This is a genomic window from Sulfurifustis variabilis (assembly GCF_002355415.1).
In the GTDB taxonomy this organism is placed as follows: Bacteria; Pseudomonadota; Gammaproteobacteria; order Acidiferrobacterales; family Sulfurifustaceae; genus Sulfurifustis; species Sulfurifustis variabilis.
The window spans coordinates 2043360-2061728 of the sequence record NZ_AP014936.1; the positions used below are offsets into that span (position 1 = coordinate 2043360).

Consider the following 18369-nt stretch of genomic DNA (forward strand, 5'->3'; position numbering starts at 1 on the left):
GACTACCAGTCTTTGAGGGAAATGCCCTGCTCGCCGGCGCCGGGCCCCGCAAAGGTGATCCCGACCAGCTTCGGACCGACGTCCTTGGTCAGCTTGAAGCTTCCGCTCTGGCGATACTCGCCCCCGCTCTCGGCCTTGCCGAGCACGCTCACGCGCAGGTCATGATCGCCCTTGAGGACGTTCCCGGTATAGATGCGCTGCACGCCGCCCTGCCGCAGCGCCTCGAGCTCCTTGTAGGTATATAAATGATGCGCGACCGCCTTCCCGTCGATCTGGATCTCGACCGCGTCGAGGCGCCACTTTGCGCCCCGCGGCAGCGAGACGAACAGGGAAACCTGCGTGTTGGAGGGATAGAGCAGCTTTTCTTCCAGCCGGCTCAGCTCGGCCGCGATGCCGAGGACATCCGATTTGATTTCCTGTATCTGCTCGTCCAGCCCCTGGATCTGCTCGCGCGACACCTCTTCGGCCGCGCTCGCCGAGGCGGCGACACAGGTTGCAGCAAACAACGCGGCCAGAACCAGCCGATACATGACATTGACCTCCCGTTTACGGCTCCCAGGAGCCAACGGTGATTCTCAGGGGGTTTCGATGCGGGCGTTGCCGGATCGGCCTGGCCGCTCCATTGAATCGCGTCCTCGATCCTCTCCCTTGAGAGTATCGGAGCAACGGTCGCTGTCAACGTAGACGACCCCGTGCGCGCTTACCGCTCGCCGCCGACGAAGCGTCAGGTTCGCGAAGCGGCGTACCGAGTTTTCCATACCTGGTTCGCCGGCGACGACGATGCGCGGTCGCCCGCCACGGCGACCTGCACCGTGCGTGACCACGAACGGTCGAAACGGCGGGAAAAGCGGTAGGGGCGCGCTGCCCGAGCGGAGAAAGCCGGCCGGGCGGCGCAAGTCGCATACGCCGGCGGGTCGGTTTCCGGCGTCGCGAGCGTCGACGCCGATGTCGCGGTTCAGGCGGGCTCGATGCGACTCGACCCGCCGAAATACGGACGAAGCACTTCGGGAACGGCGATCGCTCCGTCCTTTTGTTGGCCGTTCTCGATGAGGGCGACGAGCGTGCGTCCGACGGCGAGACCGGAGCCGTTCAGCGTGTGCACGAGCTCGGGCTTGCCGGTCGCGGGATTGCGCCAGCGCGCCTGCATGCGCCGGGCCTGGAAATCCTCGAAATTGCTGCAGGACGAAATCTCGCGGTAGCGTTTCTGTCCCGGCAGCCAGACCTCGATGTCGTACGTCTTCGCCGCCGAAAAGCCGAGATCGCCGCCGCAGAGCGCGACGACGCGATACGGCAACCCGAGACGCTTCAGCACCTCTTCGGCGTGGGCGGTGAGACGCTCGAGCGCGTCGTAGGACTCTTCCGGCCGCACGACCTGCACCAGCTCCACCTTCTCGAACTGGTGCTGGCGAATCATCCCGCGCGTGTCCTTGCCGTAGGACCCCGCCTCGCTGCGGAAACACGGCGTGTGGCAGACGTACCGCAGCGGCATGCGCTCCGCCGGCACGATCTCGTCGCGCACCAGGTTGGAGACCGGGACCTCGGCCGTCGGGATAAGGTAGTAGCCCTGCTCGCTCCGCACGGCAAACAGGTCGGCCTCGAACTTGGGGAGCTGCCCGGTGCCGCGCAGGCTCGCCGGGTTCGCCATGTACGGCACGTACACTTCGGTGTAGCCGTGCTCGCGCGTGTGCAGATCGAGCATGAACTGAATGAGCGCCCGATGCAGCCGGGCGAGCGCGCCCTGCATGACCACGAACCGGGCGCCCGCGATCTTGGCGGCCGCGTCGAAATCGAGTCCCAGCCGCGCTCCCAGATCGACGTGGTCCTTCGGGTCGAAGTCGAAATCGCGCGGCGTCCCGACACGCCGGACTTCCAGGTTGTCCTCCTCCCCCCGACCGTCCGGCACGCTCGGGTGCGGCACGTTCGGAATCCCGAGCGCGAGCTCCTCGAGCTCCCGCTGGATGTCGCCGAGCTCCGCTTCGCGCGCCTGGAGCGCGTCGGCGATCCCCTTCGCCTGCGCCATGAGTGCGCCGGCGTCTTCTCCTTTCGCCTTGGCCTGACCGATGCGCTTGGCCATGACGTTGCGCTGGTTCTGCAGGTCCTGCACCCGCACCTGCGCATCCTTGCGTCGCTGCTCGAGCGCTTCGAGCGAGGCGGTATCGAGCGCGAAACCCCGCCGCGCGAGACCCTGCGCCACCGCACCGAGGTCCGTGCGCAGCCGTCGCGGATCGAGCATGTCAGCCCTCGTTCACGTTCGCAGACCACGTCACCACGTGGCCGGGCGGGATCGTGTCCTTGAGATGAGCCAGAATCCGCCGCACCTTCGCCGGCTCGTCGAAGAACTCGATCACGACCGGCAGGTCGAGCGAGAGATCGAGGAGCGTCGACGAGTGCATGACCCCCGAGCGCCCGAACCCCGCGATACCGCGGAACACGGTCACGCCGCGCACCTTCTCCTGATCGTGAAGCCGGGCGAGCAGGTTCTTCATCGCCCTCTCGGCCTCGGTGAGGTAGATCCGCACCACCGTGACTTCGCTCTGCTTCATAGCTGCCTCCCGAGCAGGACACCGATCCACGCGGCGGCCACGCAGAGCAACACGCTTGCTCCCGCGTTGACGGCCGCCCGCAGGTGCGCCCCCTGCTCGATCAGGTTCAACGTCTCGATCGAAAAGGCGGAGAAGGTCGTGAAGCCGCCGAGCAGGCCGATCAGCACCCCGGCGCGCAGCACGGTGTCGTTCCCCATGCGATCGAGGAAGATCACGAACAGGAAACCCATGAGCAGGCTCCCCAGCACGTTGACCGACAGGGTGCCGTACGGAAAGCCCCGGCCGAGCAGCGCGTGCACGGACGTCGACATCCAGTAGCGGAGCACGCTGCCCGCCGCGCCGCCGATCGCGATTGCGACGACCTGGCTCATGACGACGGGGTCATCGCCGCGCGGCCTTGCGGTTCCAGTATTCCGCCTGGCGCGGATCCCGGGGCAGCCCGAAGCGCCCCTCGCTGTAACCGCGCGCGAGCGTCTTCTGCGCGCGCCGATACCCGCCTTCGGCCGAGCGCTTCAACCACTTTACCGCCTCGGCGTCGTCCTGCTCGGCGCCGCCGAGGCCGAAGGCGTAACCGACCGCCAGCTTGTATTGGGCCCGGGCGTAGCCCTTTTCGGCCGAGCGCCGGTACCAGAGCGCCATCTGCTCGTTGTCCTTCTCGACCCCCTGCCCCTTCTCGTACATCCGGCCCACGTAATATTCGGCCTGCGGGTCGCCCTGCTCGGCGAGCGGGCGAAACAGCTTCATGGCCCGCTCGTAATCGGCGGACTGGTACGCCGTGAGCGCGTCGGCATGAGGCGAACCGCCGGCGTCGGCGGTGACGGCGAGCACCAGGCACGAAGCGATCACCGCGATGATTCCGAAGCGTCGCATTCCTACGTCTCCCGTTCCCCGCGGCCCGCGCGGCGATCGCGCTCGCGAAGCGCTTTCAGCCGTTCCGCGATGCGCTCCTCGAGTCCGCGCGGAACCGGCCGGTAATAGTGTCTCCGCTCCATGCCGTCCGGGAAGTAGCGTTCGCCGGCGGCGTACGCGTCCTGCTCGTCGTGCGCATACCGGTATTCCTTGCCGTACCCGAGCTCCTTCATCAGCCGCGTGGGTGCGTTCCGCAGGTGCAGCGGCACGTCGAGCGAGCCGAGATTCTTCGCGTCGCGCATGGCCTCGCCGAACGCGAGGTAGACGGCGTTGCTCTTGGGGGCGCACGCGAGGTAGACGATCGCCTGCGCGATCGCAAGCTCGCCCTCGGGGCTTCCCAGCCGCTCCTGGACGTCCCACGCCTTGAGCGCGAGGTCGAGCCCGCGCGGATCGGCGTTGCCGATGTCCTCGGAGGCCATGCGCACGACCCGACGGGCGACGTAGAGCGGATCGCAGCCGCCGTCGAGCATGCGCGCGAACCAGTAGAGCGCGGCATCCGGATCGCTCCCCCGCACCGACTTGTGCAGCGCCGAGATCTGGTCGTAGAAGACCTCGCCGCCCTTGTCGAAGCGCCGCGTCCCGCCCGCCACCACCTCCCTTACCCTCGCGGCGGTCAACCCCTCGCCCGCCTCGCTCAGATCGGCGGCCATTTCGAGCAAATTCAGCGCGCGGCGCGCGTCGCCGTCCGCCGCGCGGGCGAGCAGGTCGAGCGCCTCCGGCTCCGCGCCGAGCTCCCGATCCCCGATACCCTGCACGGGATCGCCCAGCGCACGCTCCAGCACGCCCCGGATATCGGTCTCGCTCAACGCCTTGAGGACGTAGACGCGCGCCCGCGAAAGGAGCGCGCTGTTGAGCTCGAACGACGGGTTCTCGGTCGTGGCGCCGATGAAGACGATCGTGCCGTCCTCGACGTAGGGCAGAAAGCCGTCCTGCTGCGCCTTGTTGAAGCGGTGCACCTCGTCGACGAAGAGCACGGTCCGACGGCCCTCGGCGCGGACCCGGCGGGCCTCGTCGATCGCGGCGCGGATGTCCTTCACGCCCGCGAAGACCGCCGAGATCGCGATGAAGTGTGCGCCCGACAGCGAGGCGATCAGGCGCGCGAGGGTGGTCTTGCCGGTGCCCGGCGGGCCCCAGAGGACCATCGAGTGCAGCGCGTCGGCCTCGATCGCCTGGCGCAGCGGCTTGCCGGCACCGAGTATGTGCTCCTGTCCGACGAAGGCGTCGAGCGTGCGCGGCCGCATGCGGTCCGCGAGCGGCTGCCAGGGTGCGGCGTCGAGGGCCCCGAAAGAGGCCTGCCGGTCCGGCGTTCCCTGCGACTTGCGCATCGCGCTCACCCCCATTCCGCGCTACGGCTCCCCGACCACGTCGACGCCGGGCGGCGGCTCGAACACGAAGCGCGCGGGGCTGATCTTCACGTTCTCCATCCCGTCGCGAAGCGTGTAGCGTGTCGTCTGCCCGAGGCCGTCCACCAGATCGAGCTGGCGGATCTTGCCCTTCTCGAACCCGATCCGGAACTCCTCGAAACCGCTCTCCTTCTTGCGCGGGACGAGCTGCACCCACTCGAGCTTGCCCTGGGTACCGAGGTTCTTGATGGTGAACTGGTCCTCGAGCCGCCCCTTGCCGGCGAGCAGCACGGCCGGGGTATCCAGCAAGGCCTGCCCCATCTCGCGCACGGTCACCTGCTGCAGCTCCTCGTCGTGGATCCAGATCTTCCCGCCGTCGCCGACGATCTGCTGCTTGTACGGCTTGTCGTAGTTCCAGCGGAACTTGTTCGGGCGCTCGATCCACAGCCGCCCGGTCGATTCCTGCACCGGCTTGCCCGTTTCGTCGAGCAGGTCCTGGTGGAACGCGGCCGTGTAGCTCTTCACCTCGTTGAAGAAGCGATTGAGACTCTGGATCGCCCCCGGCGCCTCGGTGGCGGCGACGAGCGGCCCGATGAAACCGGCGAGCGCGGCCGCGAGCAGGAGGCGCCTCATCAGTCGACCCGCGGCGGCGGAGGTGCGATCACCTCACGGCTGCCGTTCGGCTGCAGCGGCCCGACCACGCCGGCGCGCTCCATCTCCTCGATGAGCCGGGCCGCGCGGTTGTAGCCGATCCGGAGCCGCCGCTGCACGCCGGAGATCGACGCCCGCCGGGACTCCGTGACGATCTTGAGTGCCTCGTCGTAGAGCGGGTCCGCCTCGCCCTCGCCGACGCTCTCGCCGTCCCCGCTCTCCTGCAGGATGCCTTGATCGTTGACGCCGGAATCGCCGGACACGATCTGCTCGTCATAGATCGGCTGACCGCTCTTCTTGAGGAAGCTCGCGACCTTGTGCACCTCGTGGTCCGCCACGAACGCGCCGTGGATCCGCGTCGGGTGCACGTAGCCCGGCAGCAGGAAGAGCATGTCGCCCTGACCGAGGAGCTGCTCCGCGCCCATCTGGTCGATAACGGTCCGGGAGTCCACCTTGGATGACATCTGGAACGCGATGCGCGCCGGGATGTTCGCCTTGATGAGGCCGGTGATGACGTCGACCGAGGGCCGCTGGGTCGCGAGCACGAGGTGCAGACCCGAGGCGCGGGCCTTCTGCGCGAGCCGGGCGATCAGCTCCTCGACCTTCTTGCCGACCACCATCATGAGATCGGCCAGCTCGTCGACGAGGATCACGATGAGCGGCAGCGGTTTGAGCTCGGGCGCGAGCTCCTCCGGGTTGTGCCGCGTGTAGAGCGGATCCAGCAGCGGCTTGCCGGCCTCCTGCGCCTCCCGCACCTTGCGGTTGAAGCCCGCGAGGTTGCGCACGCCGAGCGCCGCCATGAGGCGGTAGCGGCGCTCCATCTCGGCGATGCACCACTTGAACGCGTTGGCCGCCTGCTTCATGTCGGTCACGACCGGGGACAGCAGGTGCGGGATGCCGTCGTACACCGCGAGCTCGAGCATCTTCGGATCGATCATGATCATCCGCACCTGCTCCGGCGTCGCCTTGTAGACGAGACTCAGGATCAGCGAGTTGATGCAGACCGACTTGCCCGAGCCGGTGGTGCCGGCGATCAGCAGGTGCGGCATGCGGCCGAGGTCCATCACGATCGGATGGCCCGCGATGTCCTTGCCGAGGGCGAGTGCGATGTGCGATTGCTCCTCCTCGTACGCCTGGGAGGCGAGCACCTCGGACAGGCGCACCGTCTCGCGCACCTCGTTCGGGATCTCGAGCCCGACGTAGCTCTTGCCCGGAATGTTCTCGACCACGCGCAGGCTCACGACCGAGAGCGAGCGCGCGAGGTCGCGCGCGAGATTCGTGATTTGCGCCGCCTTCACGCCCGGCGCCGGATCGAGCTCGAAGAGCGTGATGACGGGCCCGGGGTGCACGGCGACGACCTGCGCCTCGATGCCGAAGTCCAGCAGCTTCTTCTCGAGCAGACGCGACATGCTTTCGAGCGACTGTTTGGAGAACTGCATCCCCTTCTGCTTCTCGGCCGGGTCGAGCAGCGAGAGCGGCGGGAGCTCCTTCGCCCCCGGCGTCTCGAAGAGCGGCACTTGGCGCTCGCGCTCGACGCGCTTGCTCGGCTGCGGCTTGACGACCACCGGCTCGATGCGGGGCGGCGGGTGCTTCGCGAGGACCTTCTTCTCGACCTTGACCGTCTCCTGGCGCTGCTTGCGCGCCCGCATGCCGAGAATCCGGTCGTACTGGGCGGAGACGAAGTCCCTCGTCCAGGCGAACCCGTCGAGCGCCGCGCGCCCGGTCGCGTCCATGAGCCGGAGCCACGAGATGCCGGTGAAGAGCGTCACGCCCGATAGAAACAGCGCCAGCAGAAAGAGCGTCGCGCCCGTGAAGCTGAAGGCCGAGGCGAGCCCGAGGCCCACACCGTTGCCGGCCCAGCCGCCGCTCGCGAACGGCATGCCGGTACGGCTCTGGGCGTAGTGCAGGCTCGCGAGGCCGCAGGCCCCGAGGATCGCCAGCACGAAACCGCCCCCCACGATGAGCCGGTGCTGAAGGCTGGCCGGCGCCGGGTCGTTGCGGTGCAGGTAGATGCGCCACCCCCCGACCGCGATCATGACCGGGAAGAGGTAGGCGACGTAGCCGAAGAGGTGAAACAGCAGATCCGACAACCAGGCACCGACGCGTCCCCCGCCGTTCTCCACGGCGGCGCTCGCGCCCCGGTACGACCAGGACGGATCGTCCGGCTGGTACGTCCAGAGCGCAATCAGCAGGTAAACGCCGATGGCGGCGAGCAGATAGAGGGCGACCTCGCGCAGCAGACGGATGACGCGGGGGGTCAGCGGAACGGCGGTCTTCTTCCAGGTGGCCTGGCTCACGAAATTCCTGCGCTAAGGCTCAAAAAACACGCAGATTTTCGCTTTTTCCCCACCGTGGGACAAGGATTACGCGACCGATTCGGCCACGCGGGGATGCACTATCCGACCGCCGGCTACATTGAGACCGCTCGCGAGCAGCGGATCGCGCGCGACGCCGGCCGACCCCACGCTCGCCAGCCGCAGGACGAAGGGTGTCAGCACCGTCGAAAGCGCCTGCGAGGCCGTCCGCGGAACGGCTCCGGGCATGTTCGTCACGCCGAAGTGCACGACGTCCTCGTATATATAAGTAGGCTCCTCGTACGTGGTGGGCCGGATCGTCTCGATGCAGCCGCCCTGGTCGATCGAAATGTCGATGATCACGCTTCCGGGCTTCATGCGGCGCACCTGCTCCGCCGTCACCAGTCTCGGCGCCTTTGCGCCGGGCACGAGGACCGCACCGATCAGCAGATCCGCCTCCAGCACCGCGCGCTCGACCGGCTCGGCCCAGGACGGGAGCGCGGTGACATTGGCCCCGAGCGCATGCATGCGCTCCAGCGAGTCGCGGTGCCGGGCGAACACCGTCACCTGCGCGCCGAGCTGCGCGGCGGCCGCGGCCGCGCTTCCGCCCGCAACGCCCGCCCCCAGAATGACCACGCGCCCGCGCTCGCTCGATGCCAGCCCGCCGAGCAGCACCCCGCGACCGCCGTTGTGGCTGTGAAGCAGCGTCGCGCCCGTGTGGATCGCAAGCCGCCCGGCGATATCGCTCATCGGGGCAAGGAGCGGCAGACGTCCGCCCACGTCCACCGTCTCGAAGGCCACCGCCGTGAGGCCGACGTCGCGCAGCGTCTGCGTCAGCCGGGGGTCGGCGGCCAGGTGCAGATAGGAAAAGAGGATGTGATCGGGACGCAGCAGCGGATACTCGCTCTCGAGCGGCTCCTTCACCTTAAGCACCATCTGCGCCTCGCCGTAGAGGCTGCGCGCGTCCGGCACGATCCGGGCGCCGATCCTCCGGTACTCCTCGTCCGGATAGCCGGCGCCCTCGCCCGCTCCGGACTGGAGAATCACGTCGTGCCCGGCCTTCACCATCTCGCCCGCCGCCGGCGGAACGAGGGCCACGCGGCCTTCTTTTGCTTTGATCTCTTTCGGCACGCCGATGCGCATGGGATCGCCTTTACGCTTTTCGCGGCCGTAGGTTAGCATTACGCGCCGATTTACTCATGACCCGACAAAGCCCGGGTTTACTTCCCTCCCGCTCGGAGACTCTCGCGCGATGCCTGATGCGAAGCACTGCCGTCTTCTGATCCTCGGTTCCGGTCCCGCCGGCTACACCGCGGCGATCTACGCCGCCCGCGCCAACCTCAACCCGGTGCTGATCACGGGCCTCGAACAGGGCGGTCAGCTCATGACGACCACCGACGTCGACAACTGGCCGGGCGACGTGGAAGGACTTCAGGGACCCGCGCTCATGGAGCGCATGCGCCAGCACGCCGATCGCTTCAAGACCGAGATCGTCTTCGATCATATTAATAAGGTGGATCTGCGCGCGCGGCCCTTCCGGCTGACGGGAGACGGCGGAGACTACACATGCGACGCGCTCGTCATCGCCACCGGGGCGTCGGCGAAGTACCTCGGCATCCCGTCCGAGGAGAAGTACCGCGGCAAGGGCGTGTCCGCCTGCGCCACCTGCGACGGCTTCTTCTATCGGGGCCAGAAGGTCGCCGTCGTCGGCGGCGGCAACACGGCCGTCGAAGAGGCCATCTATCTTGCCGGGATCGCCTCGCACGTCACGCTGGTCCACCGCCGGGACAAGTTCCGGGCCGAGGCGATCATGGTCGACCATCTCATGGAGCGGGTGAACGAAGGCAAGATCGCCCTCGAGCTGAACCGCGAGGTCGACGAGATCCTGGGCGACAAGAGCGGCGTCACCGGCCTGCGCGTCAAGGGCAAGAGCGGCAGCAAGGACCTCGACGTCCAGGGCGTGTTCATCGCCATCGGCCACAAGCCCAACACCGACATCTTCGAGGGACAGCTCGAGATGGCGAACGGCTACATCAAGACACGCGGCGGAATGGAAGGAAACGCCACGGCCACCAGCGTGCCCGGCGTATTCGCCGCAGGCGATGTGCAGGACCACGTCTACCGCCAGGCCGTGACTTCGGCCGGCAGCGGCTGCATGGCCGCCCTCGACGCCGACCGCTACCTGCAAAGCCTCAAGAAATAGCCTGCTATACTGGCCTCGACCTTGAAATTCCCTCTCTCCGGAAACGGGCAGGGTCAGGGGCAGTAACAACAGGCACGATCGTTCGACCGCCCCTCGCCCCCGCCCTCTCCCCGGAAGCGGGGCGAGGGAGGACGCGTCGAACCCGTATTGTCATTGCGAGGGGCGAAGCGACGAAGCAATCTCTTTCGCTGAAGATGCTTGCGGGCGCAGATGGCTTCGCTGCGCTCGCGATGACAGAACGCAGACGGACAGGCGCTTACACAGAGTCAGTCGGCGCGCGGGAACAGCTACCTCGCGCCTCAGCCGGAGCCAGCCATGGCTTCCAAGAAGATCGACAAAGAAGCCGCGGCCCTCTTTCGCGAGCACGTCGGCAAGATCCGGCCGGTCCGGCAGGACCGCATCGCGCCCCATCGCTCCAAGCGCAAACCCGTCCCCGAGCAGTCCCTGCGCGATGCCCGCGAAGTGATGGGCAGCCTGCTCTCCGATGACTACGACGCCTGCGAGATCGAGACCGGCGAGGAGCTCTTCCATGTCCGTCCCGGCCTCCAGCACAGCGTGATCCGCAAGCTGCGCCGCGGCCTGTACGCCATCGAAGGCGAGCTCGACCTGCACGGCAACACGGTGCCCGAGGCCCGCGAACGCCTCGACCATTTCATCCGCGTCATGCGTGCGAACGGCAAACGCTGCGTGCGCATCATCCACGGCAAGGGCAAGAGCTCCGAAGGGAAGATGCCGGTGCTGAAGGGCAAGGTGAACACGTGGCTGCGTCAGAAGGACGAGGTGCTGGCCTTCTGCTCCGCCACCCCCCGCGATGGGGGAACCGGGGCCGCGTACGTCCTCCTGCGAAGGAACTGAGGACGATATCTGCCGGCACCGGCCTGAATCGTCGGCCGCCGGACGCCTGCCCGTTTTCCGTTAGCCACTCTGCACGGTCGGACCGGCTCCAGGATCTTGATGCCCTACCTTCATTCCCTGACCTAACCTCGCTTATCTGCTCGAAGATTCTCCGCATAAACGGATCTCGCGTGCCGGCCGGAGCGGTGGCGACGACGATGGCCCGATGGCCGCACGTCCGATGTAGCCTTAGCCCCCTGTCAGGTATAGTGTTACGCTCGTCGGTATAAAAAAGGGGTAATAAGGGGGAGTGTCAGGCGACGCCGCACGGCGACGCCCAGAGCATCCGAACCGCGGTCGGCCGCCCGCGTCGGGCGGACATCCGATCCGGGCGGACGGCCGCCAGCGCTCCGGTATCCATGGTCCGGACTGAGCAGCGATATCCCGTCGCGGGAATCCGCTGAAGACAACACTAGTGAAGCATGGACAAACATTATCGTTTCGCTTGCAAGACCGCGGCCGAGCGTAGCTCCGCCGCGCTGGGGCGCTACGTCGTCGTGGTCAGCGCCCTGGACCGGTCCGTACATCGCCTGACCGAAGACGAATACGCGCTCGCCAGCCTGTTCGACGGAACCCGCTCGCCGGAATCCGTTCTCGCGCTCTATCGACGCGACAGGAACATCGAGCTCGCCCCGGAAGAGCTCGCCGAGTTCATCGGTGCGCTGCGGGAACGCAATCTGCTGGACGACGCCGAGGCGCTCGATCAGGCGAGCCGGGCCAGCGGGACGGTGACGATCGGCGCCGGGCTGCGCACATTCCGTCACGCCCTGCGTGCCGGTCGGCGCTCGACCGTCGGCGCGCCGGATCTTGCCCTGACCGGGACGGATGGACCGGAGGCGCGGCACAATGCATCGGCCGGTCGCGACGCCGTCGCTTCCCGAGCCTCGAATGCCGAAACGGCATTCGAGGCCGAAGGCATCACCCTCGATGCGCCGGCGACCCGGGCACACCAGCGGATTCTGTTCGCGATTCCCGTCTCGGGCCTGGTACCCGTTTTCCGCTCCGTGGCCGGACTCATCAAAGGCAATGCGGCGCTCGTCGGCCTGCTCGCCGCCTTCGCGGCCTGCCTTTTCGGGCTCCATGAGAACTTCACGCTGCTCAGCCAGGATCTCGTCCGCCTCCTCGGACCGTGGACGTTCCTCCCCACTCTGCTTCCGGCGGCGTTGCTGACGAACCTGCTGGTCCAGCTGCTGCGCCTCGGTGCGATCTCCCGCCACACGCCGGCGACCCCGCGATTCGGCGTCGCGCTGGCGCTCAACGTCATCCCCAGCTTTCACGCCGACACCTCGGCAATGCCGCTCGTTTCGCTGAACAGCAGGCGGGAAATCGTCACGGCGTCGTTGAACGCCAAGCTCCTGCTCTTCGTCCTGGGCAGCACGGGATGGCTCCTGACGCTCGGCAGCGGGAACAAGCTGCACCTGGCTTTCCTGGCGCTCATGGGCACTTCCGCCTTCGCGCTGAGCATGAGCCTCAACCCCCTCGCCAAGCGGGAGGCGTACTTTCTCCTCGCCATGGCGCTCCGGGTACCCGGCCTCTATGAACGGGCCTTGCAAGCGTTGCTCGGCCGGCAGCGCACGGTCGATTCGTCTTTCATCCGTCCGATCAAACCGGTCCCGCGCTGGGTACTGGTCGCGTACGGCATCGCCATCCTGACCTACCTTTCGGCCGTGGGCGTGGCCCTCTTCTGGTTCATCGGCCGGCCGCTCGAGGCCCACCTCGGCGGGCTGGGCGTCGTCATCTTCGTCGCCGCCATCGCCGTCGTGGCCTGGCACCCTCTGCGCCGTGGCCGGCGCCAGGCGGCGGTCCTCCAGCGCGGGCAACCGGCCGACGTCACCGCTCCGTCCGAAAGCCGCGAGAACGCGCCGGGCATGAGCTGGCTCGGGCTGCCCGCGAAGCGCGCGACCAGACCGCCGAGGGTCGCGCGCATCCGGATCCTGCTCGCGGGTCTGCTGCTGGTGGTCCTCTTCCTGCCGTACACCTACGAGACGAGCGGCAACTTCGAGATCCTCGCCCCCGTGCGCCAGCAGGTGAACGCCCGGATCGCCGGAGAGATCGCCCAGGTGCACGTACGCGGCGGCGAACACGTCAAGGCCAACCAGATTCTGGCGAGCCTCGACTCCCACGACCAGCAAGCGGCGGTCACGACGTCCCGCGAGCAGATCGCGAAGCAGAAGGCGACGCTCGAGGCCCTGATCACGACCCGCGCGTTCAGAAAAAACGAGCTGGTGCGAACCGAGCAGCTCTTCCGCGAAGGCTACGCGACCCCTCAGGACTACGAACAGGCGCGCACGAACGCCGAAACCTCCGCAGACCAGGTCGTCCAGGCCGAGGCGGAGCTGCGGCGACTGGAAGAGCAGCTGAGGTACAACCAGGAAGAGCTGGATCGCACGGTCCTGCGTATGCCTTTCGACGGCCAGGTCGTCACGACCGAGCTCGACAAGAAGGTCGGCTCGTACCTGCGCGAGGGGGACCTGTTCGCGATCGTGGAGAACGTCACCGCCTTTCAGGCGCGGGTCGAAATCCCGGAGGCGGACGCGGGCAAGGTGGAGATCGGCGGGCAGGTGAATCTCAAGGCCTGGGCTTACCCGTTCATCGCGTATCCCGGCCGCATCCGCTCCATCGACCCGGTGGTGGTGCAGACGCCCTACGGCCGCGTCGTCAACGTCTACGTGGACGTGAACGCCAATCAATCCGACGGGCTGAAATCGGGAATGACGGGGGTGGCCAAGGTCGAAGCGGGGGATACCCTGGTGGCGGTCGCCTATACCCGGATGCTCGTTCGCTTCTTCCTGATCGAGCTCTGGTCCTGGATTCCCTGAGAGGTCAGTCGGCTTTCTTCTCCGTCGGCCGCGGCGCGGTCGTCCCGGACCGATCGGCCGCGGCGCTTCCGTCGTTCTGGCCCGTGGGATCTTCCGGCTTCGTCTGCGTGGTCGTCAGTTCCCGATCGGCCTCTTCCAGGGCGGCGAACAGCCAGCTGCGCCGGTACTCGAGGTCGCGCCGTCGCTGCTCCGTCTCCTGCGGCGTGCTCGAGGTCGGGTAGACCGTCGGGTTGCGAAGGGTCGGGTCGCGGCTCATGAATTCCTGCACGAACGCCCGCTTGCGCTGGATCCTCCCGGATATCAGCGCGCGCTGGAGCCCGTAACCGCCCTGCACCTCGGTGGCGGACACTTCATCGACGACGTCGTCGCTCCCCGCCGACGGGCCCGCGGGCACGGCTTCCGCCCCATGGGGCAGCTCGTAGCCGAGCCGGAGCGCCATCTGGATGACCTCGCGATAAAAACCGCGGCCGTCCGGCCGCCACGGCAACGGCTCGAGCAACGAGGCAGGCGCGACGGCGCCGCCGCGAAACGCGGGCGAGCGCAGAAAGTTGGGATCGTTTCCCAGGTTCGCGCCGATGGGCCCGAACCCGGCATACGGCGACTGTTCGGGGTGCAGCATCTCGTCGATGGCGATGTCGTCCGTCGATATCCCGAGCCACTCGCAAATGCGCGTCAACTCCTCCCGCGGCGAACCCAGAATGTTCTCCGCCTTCACGAGGAGCCGGCGCTCCGGCGCGACGTTCGGAAGGAAGGCGAGGATATTCCTCTGCACGCGGTACCAGAGAATCTGCGGATCGATCGCGGGCTCGTCGCCCGAATAGTCGATCGAGTCCATGATCACGAGGGCGAGCTGCGAGAACTTGAGCATCGACTTGCCCTGCGACATCGGGTGCCGGACCAGATGCAGAAAATAGGCGTCCGGGAAGGCCGCCTGGATGCGCATCATCATCTGCGGCTCGAACACGTAGGTCGGGCTCTTGTCGACCAGCATCCGCGGCGCGACCTTCGCGCACAGCTCGTGGTGCACCTCGGCGGTCGTTTTCTGCAGCCGTTCCTGGCACCACAGCATCGCCATCTCGACGGTCCGCATGTTCTGCTCGCCGCCGTAGAGCTGCGCGACGGTGCGCAGCAGCCCGTGCCGCATGAACTGCTTCGCGCCGGTGAAGCGGATCCAGAAGTCGTCCATGCTGTCGGCGCAGAACAGGTTCAGCTCCGGCATGCCGTAGAGCTCCGGGTGCTGCCCCAGCATGGCGCACACGAGCGACGTATTGGAGCGCGGCGCGCCCAGAATGAAGAGCGGGCCCCTTGTCGGTTCGTTCCGGCTCATTCAGCTTGCCAGCTTGCCTTCGACGTAGGGCACCTCGAAGCACTTCCTGTGCATGATCGGTCCGTGCCCGAAATAGCCGTCCTCGCCGAAGCACTCCCCGTGGTCGGCCGTGATGATGAAGTGCGTGTTCGGCGGCGCCTTGTCGAACAGCTGGCCCATCACGCCGTCCACGTACTCGACGCAGCGGATCTGCTGGTCGTGCAGGCGCTTCATCTCCGCCGGGTCGAAAAACGACAGGGCGCCGCCGTGATCGGAGGTCGCCGCCTCGCGTTCGCCCAGCTCCTTGAACACGCCGTGAACGCCCGAGACCCGCGGCAGGTTCGGCAGCATGTAGGGGTAGTGGGTTTCGCCGAGATTGAAAAAGTAGAACGACGGCTGGTCTTCGGTGAAGCTCGCGTCCCGCACCATGCCCGCGAAGTCGTTGTGATTCGACATCAGCCTGTAGTCGTCGAAATACTGGTTGATCGCCGTGAACTGATTCAGCACCGGCATCGAGACCCGCGCGACCGTCCGGTACCCGAGCTCCTTGAGCACCTTGGGCAGCGAAAGGTAGGGAACGAACGTCTTGAACGACAGGTTCGGGATATTCAGGCGGTCCACCCAGCGCACGAACTCCGTCTTGTACACCTCCGACGCGAAGACCTGCGGCGGACTGCCGTGCGGCATGAGCCCCATGAGCAGCGCGTAATGGGACGGCGACGTCCAGGACGCGTAGGAGTAACGGAGCTCCGTGCCTCCCAGTCGGTCGATGGCCGGCTTCCTGGCCGCGACGAAGCTGTCGTAGCGACAGCTGTCCAGCACGACAAACACCAGGTTGTTTTTCATCGTTCAGCCCTTATTGCGGAATCGAGCGTCAAATTTTCGTCCTGCCCGCGGCGTACGCGGGTGCGTCCTGTTCCCCTTCCAGGTCGAAGTCCGTGCGGATGTCGTCTTCCGAGATCGCCGGGACCGCCTCCGGCGGTGCGCCCAGCAGGTCGTGGCGGAGGTACGCGTTGCCCTCGCCCAGCGCCGGCCCGGGCGCGCGCACGGCCGCGCCTCCGCCCGACAGCCGAAACGGAAAACCGGGGAAGCGGAGGTCCGGGCCGCCCGCGTCCGCGGACTGGAAGTAACGGCGTGCCTGCAGATGCGGGTCTTCGGCGAGATCGGCCACGCTCATCACCGGCCCCGCGCCGACGCCGGCGCGCTGGAGCAGGTCGGTCACCTCGCTCGCGCTTCGGGCGCCGGTCCAGCCCGCGATTGCGGCATCGAGCTCGTCATGGTGACGCATGCGCCCCGAGCGCGTCGCGAACCGACGATCCTCGGCCCAGTCCCGCCGACCGATCGCCTCGCAGAACGCGGCCCACATGTCTTCCGAGGTTACGGCGATCACCACCCACGCATCGTCCCCCTGGCACGGATAGCAGCCGTGCGGCGCGTCGCGGGCATCCCGGTTTCCCATCGGGCGTCTCTGCTCGCCGTTGACGGCCAGCGCCAGGAGCTCCTCGCCGATCAGGGCGTGCGTCGGCGCTTCGATTTCGGAAAGGTCGATCCACGTTCCGTGACCCGTCAGCTGCCGGCGAACGAGCGCCGTCATCAACGCGGCCGCCGCGGCGATGCCGTTGGTGACGTCCAGTTCCCGGATGCGACGCGGCTCCTCCTCCGGCAGGTACCCCGTGAGGGATTGAATGCCGCTCGTCGCCTCCAGGCCGCCGCCGTATCCCGCGTAGGACGCCTCGGGCCCCGTCTGGCCGCAGGCGCTCAGCGACATGAGAATGATGTCCGGCTTCACGATCCGGAGATCGTCGTATCCCAGACGAAGCCGCTCCAGAACGCCGGGGCGCGAGTTCGAGATGACCGCATCGGACAGGCGGAGCAGCCCCTCGAAGCGCGCGCGATCGCGCGCGTCGCGCAGATCCAGGGTCACCGAGCGCTTGTTCCGGTTGAGCTGGAGGAAGCGCGTCTGGCGATCGTAGGCCCTGCCCTGTTTCCGCGCCCCGCGCATGTGATCCAGGCGCTTCAGGTACTCCACCTTGATGACCTCCGCGCCGAAGTCCGCCATGAGTCGCGCGGCGTGCGGACCCGCCCATTCGTGGGTGAGGTCGATGATACGCACGCCGCGAAGCGGAGCGCCGGCCTCGTGCGCATCGTTCATAGCACGTTCCGTTCCCGCAACGTCGCGATGCCGTCGTCGGACAGGCCGAGACAGCCGGTCAATACTTCGGCCGTATGCTCCCCGAGCAGCGGCGCGCGGCCCACCGTCCAGTCCGCGCCGCGCACTAGAAACGGCGCGCCGCAGACGCGCAGGCGTCCGACTTCCGGATGTTCGTCCGTGTCCACGAAGAACCCGCGGGCCCGGTGCTGCGGGGACTCGAGCGCATCCTTCAGATCGGCGACGTACCCGAATGCGAGCCCTCGCGCCTGCCCCATGTGATAGACGTCCTTCTTGCCGTGTCGGGCCAGCCACGGACGCAGGAGCGACTCGACCTCGGCGCGGTGCTCGATGCGGCCGGCCGCATGCCGCAGCTTCGGCTCCAGCAGCCGCGGCTCTTCGAACATCTCGGCCGCCTTCGCCCAGTGTCGCAGCGGTCCGCCGATGACCGCCGCGTAGCCGTCCCGGCAGGGATAGGTCCGCCACGGGACCAGGGGATGTTCGTTGCCTTTGCGGCGCGCGACCTTGCCTTCGTGCAGGTACTCCGCCAGCTGGATCTCGACGTTCTCGAGCGCGCTTTCCTGCATGGAGACCTCCACGTGCTCGCCGGGGCCGCTCGGACCTCGGCGAAACAGCGCCATCAGCGTGCCGATGTACGCATGCATTCCCGCGGTGAACTGCGTCATCGCCGGTCGCGCCGCCAGCGGCGCCCGGTCGGCGTCGCCGGTGGTGTACATGCCGCCGCTCATCGCGTACAGGACCGTTTCGTTCGCCCGATAGTCCCGATACGGCCCGCTCTCGCCGAAGCTCGAAATCGACGTCATGACGAGCCGCGGGTTTGCCGCGCGCGCCGCGTCGTACGTCAGTCCCAGCCGGCGTTTGACGCGTGGCGCGAAGCTCTCCACCAGGACGTCGGCCGTCCGTATCAGCCGCCAGAGCAGTTCCCGTCCTTCGGATGCCTCCAGGTCGAGGGTGACGCTTTTCTTTCCCAGATTGAGCCAATGAAAGGGAATGCTTCGTTCCCTCCCGGCCCGACCGCCCACGAACGGGCCGTGATCGCGCAGCACATCGCCCTTCCCCGGACGCTCCACCTTGATCACCTGCGCGCCGAACCCGGCGAGCAGCCGCGTGCAGTAGGGACCGGCCCGGAGCTGCGTCAGGTCGAGGACGCGCAGCGATCCCAGCGGCCGCGCCGCGGTCGCGCGCAAGCGGACGGCATCGTCCGCGCGCCTGCTGTTCGGGGGAACGCCGATCACCG

The 18369-nt window shown here is 67.5% G+C and carries 16 protein-coding genes; 3 read left to right on the forward strand and 13 right to left on the reverse strand.

Translation table 11 applies throughout. The features are described 5' to 3' along the window. Positions 1–2 precede the first annotated feature (2 nt). From SVA_RS09755 to ald, 9 genes are all read right to left on the reverse strand, one after another. The gene (locus SVA_RS09755) at positions 3–530 is read right to left on the reverse strand and encodes a hypothetical protein (protein WP_096461041.1); all 528 of its coding nucleotides are present in this window, start codon (positions 528–530) and stop codon (positions 3–5) included. A gap of 425 nt (positions 531–955) precedes the next feature. Continuing rightward, complete coding sequence (gene serS / locus SVA_RS09760; protein ID WP_096461042.1) at positions 956–2233, reverse strand: serine--tRNA ligase; 1278 nt, start codon at positions 2231–2233, stop codon at positions 956–958. Between the two features lies 1 nt (position 2234). Then, positions 2235–2543 carry a DUF190 domain-containing protein gene (locus SVA_RS09765; protein ID WP_096461043.1) on the reverse strand — a complete coding sequence of 103 codons (309 nt, stop codon included), beginning with the start codon at positions 2541–2543 and terminating at the stop codon, positions 2235–2237. Next, positions 2540–2914, reverse strand: coding sequence for a fluoride efflux transporter CrcB (gene crcB, locus SVA_RS09770; protein WP_096461044.1), 375 nt, complete (start codon positions 2912–2914; stop codon positions 2540–2542). Before crcB ends, SVA_RS09765 begins: the two co-directional genes overlap by 4 nt. Positions 2915–2924: 10 nt before the next feature. After that, entirely contained in the window at positions 2925–3413 is a 489-nt protein-coding gene (locus SVA_RS09775; RefSeq protein ID WP_096461045.1) for a tetratricopeptide repeat protein, read from the reverse strand. Between the two features lie 2 nt (positions 3414–3415). Beyond that, the gene (locus SVA_RS09780; RefSeq protein ID WP_420823883.1) at positions 3416–4693 is read right to left on the reverse strand and encodes a replication-associated recombination protein A; all 1278 of its coding nucleotides are present in this window, start codon (positions 4691–4693) and stop codon (positions 3416–3418) included. Between the two features lie 105 nt (positions 4694–4798). Next, positions 4799–5428 (reverse strand): outer membrane lipoprotein periplasmic chaperone LolA, encoded by a 630-nt coding sequence (gene lolA, locus SVA_RS09785; protein WP_096461046.1) that lies wholly within the window; start codon positions 5426–5428, stop codon positions 4799–4801. After that, complete coding sequence (locus tag SVA_RS09790) at positions 5428–7743, reverse strand: DNA translocase FtsK (RefSeq protein ID WP_096461047.1); 2316 nt, start codon at positions 7741–7743, stop codon at positions 5428–5430. Before SVA_RS09790 ends, lolA begins: the two co-directional genes overlap by 1 nt. Before the next feature lie 66 nt (positions 7744–7809). Then, complete coding sequence (gene ald / locus SVA_RS09795) at positions 7810–8883, reverse strand: alanine dehydrogenase (protein ID WP_096461048.1); 1074 nt, start codon at positions 8881–8883, stop codon at positions 7810–7812. A gap of 109 nt (positions 8884–8992) precedes the next feature. Between ald and trxB the strand changes: the two genes are divergently transcribed. The 3 genes from trxB to SVA_RS09810 all read left to right on the forward strand — a co-directional run bounded on the left by trxB (position 8993) and on the right by SVA_RS09810 (position 13656). Further along, positions 8993–9943 carry a thioredoxin-disulfide reductase gene (gene trxB / locus SVA_RS09800; RefSeq protein ID WP_096461049.1) on the forward strand — a complete coding sequence of 317 codons (951 nt, stop codon included), beginning with the start codon at positions 8993–8995 and terminating at the stop codon, positions 9941–9943. Between the two features lie 315 nt (positions 9944–10258). After that, positions 10259–10798 carry a Smr/MutS family protein gene (locus tag SVA_RS09805; RefSeq protein WP_096461050.1) on the forward strand — a complete coding sequence of 180 codons (540 nt, stop codon included), beginning with the start codon at positions 10259–10261 and terminating at the stop codon, positions 10796–10798. Between the two features lie 461 nt (positions 10799–11259). Beyond that, entirely contained in the window at positions 11260–13656 is a 2397-nt protein-coding gene (locus SVA_RS09810) for an efflux RND transporter periplasmic adaptor subunit (RefSeq protein ID WP_096461051.1), read from the forward strand. A gap of 4 nt (positions 13657–13660) precedes the next feature. On the opposite strand, the gene SVA_RS09815 is transcribed toward SVA_RS09810, so the two are convergent. From SVA_RS09815 to SVA_RS09830, 4 genes are read right to left on the reverse strand one after another with little or no spacing between them, the layout of a single operon-like run. Continuing rightward, positions 13661–14983, reverse strand: a complete 1323-nt coding sequence (locus SVA_RS09815; protein ID WP_096461052.1) for a sulfotransferase family protein — start codon at positions 14981–14983, stop codon at positions 13661–13663. Further along, positions 14984–15808, reverse strand: coding sequence for a sulfatase-like hydrolase/transferase (locus SVA_RS09820; RefSeq protein ID WP_096461053.1), 825 nt, complete (start codon positions 15806–15808; stop codon positions 14984–14986). Between the two features lie 28 nt (positions 15809–15836). Next, complete coding sequence (locus SVA_RS09825) at positions 15837–17114, reverse strand: CaiB/BaiF CoA transferase family protein (RefSeq protein WP_096461054.1); 1278 nt, start codon at positions 17112–17114, stop codon at positions 15837–15839. Further along, on the reverse strand, positions 17111–18367 hold the full coding sequence (locus SVA_RS09830; protein WP_169924046.1) for a CaiB/BaiF CoA transferase family protein: 1257 nt from the start codon (positions 18365–18367) through the stop codon (positions 17111–17113). Before SVA_RS09830 ends, SVA_RS09825 begins: the two co-directional genes overlap by 4 nt. Positions 18368–18369 lie beyond the last annotated feature (2 nt).

Coding starts and splice junctions, on each gene's coding strand:
- SVA_RS09755 (WP_096461041.1), bottom strand. CDS start 530: ATGTATCGGCTGGTTCTGGCCGCGTTGTTTGCTGCAACCTGTGTCGCC.
- serS (WP_096461042.1), bottom strand. CDS start 2,233: ATGCTCGATCCGCGACGGCTGCGCACGGACCTCGGTGCGGTGGCGCAG.
- SVA_RS09765 (WP_096461043.1), bottom strand. CDS start 2,543: ATGAAGCAGAGCGAAGTCACGGTGGTGCGGATCTACCTCACCGAGGCC.
- crcB (WP_096461044.1), bottom strand. CDS start 2,914: ATGAGCCAGGTCGTCGCAATCGCGATCGGCGGCGCGGCGGGCAGCGTG.
- SVA_RS09775 (WP_096461045.1), bottom strand. CDS start 3,413: ATGCGACGCTTCGGAATCATCGCGGTGATCGCTTCGTGCCTGGTGCTC.
- SVA_RS09780 (WP_420823883.1), bottom strand. CDS start 4,693: ATGCGGCCGCGCACGCTCGACGCCTTCGTCGGACAGGAGCACATACTC.
- lolA (WP_096461046.1), bottom strand. CDS start 5,428: ATGAGGCGCCTCCTGCTCGCGGCCGCGCTCGCCGGTTTCATCGGGCCG.
- ald (WP_096461048.1), bottom strand. CDS start 8,883: ATGCGCATCGGCGTGCCGAAAGAGATCAAAGCAAAAGAAGGCCGCGTG.
- trxB (WP_096461049.1), top strand. CDS start 8,993: ATGCCTGATGCGAAGCACTGCCGTCTTCTGATCCTCGGTTCCGGTCCC.
- SVA_RS09805 (WP_096461050.1), top strand. CDS start 10,259: ATGGCTTCCAAGAAGATCGACAAAGAAGCCGCGGCCCTCTTTCGCGAG.
- SVA_RS09810 (WP_096461051.1), top strand. CDS start 11,260: ATGGACAAACATTATCGTTTCGCTTGCAAGACCGCGGCCGAGCGTAGC.
- SVA_RS09815 (WP_096461052.1), bottom strand. CDS start 14,983: ATGAGCCGGAACGAACCGACAAGGGGCCCGCTCTTCATTCTGGGCGCG.
- SVA_RS09820 (WP_096461053.1), bottom strand. CDS start 15,808: ATGAAAAACAACCTGGTGTTTGTCGTGCTGGACAGCTGTCGCTACGAC.
- SVA_RS09825 (WP_096461054.1), bottom strand. CDS start 17,114: ATGAACGATGCGCACGAGGCCGGCGCTCCGCTTCGCGGCGTGCGTATC.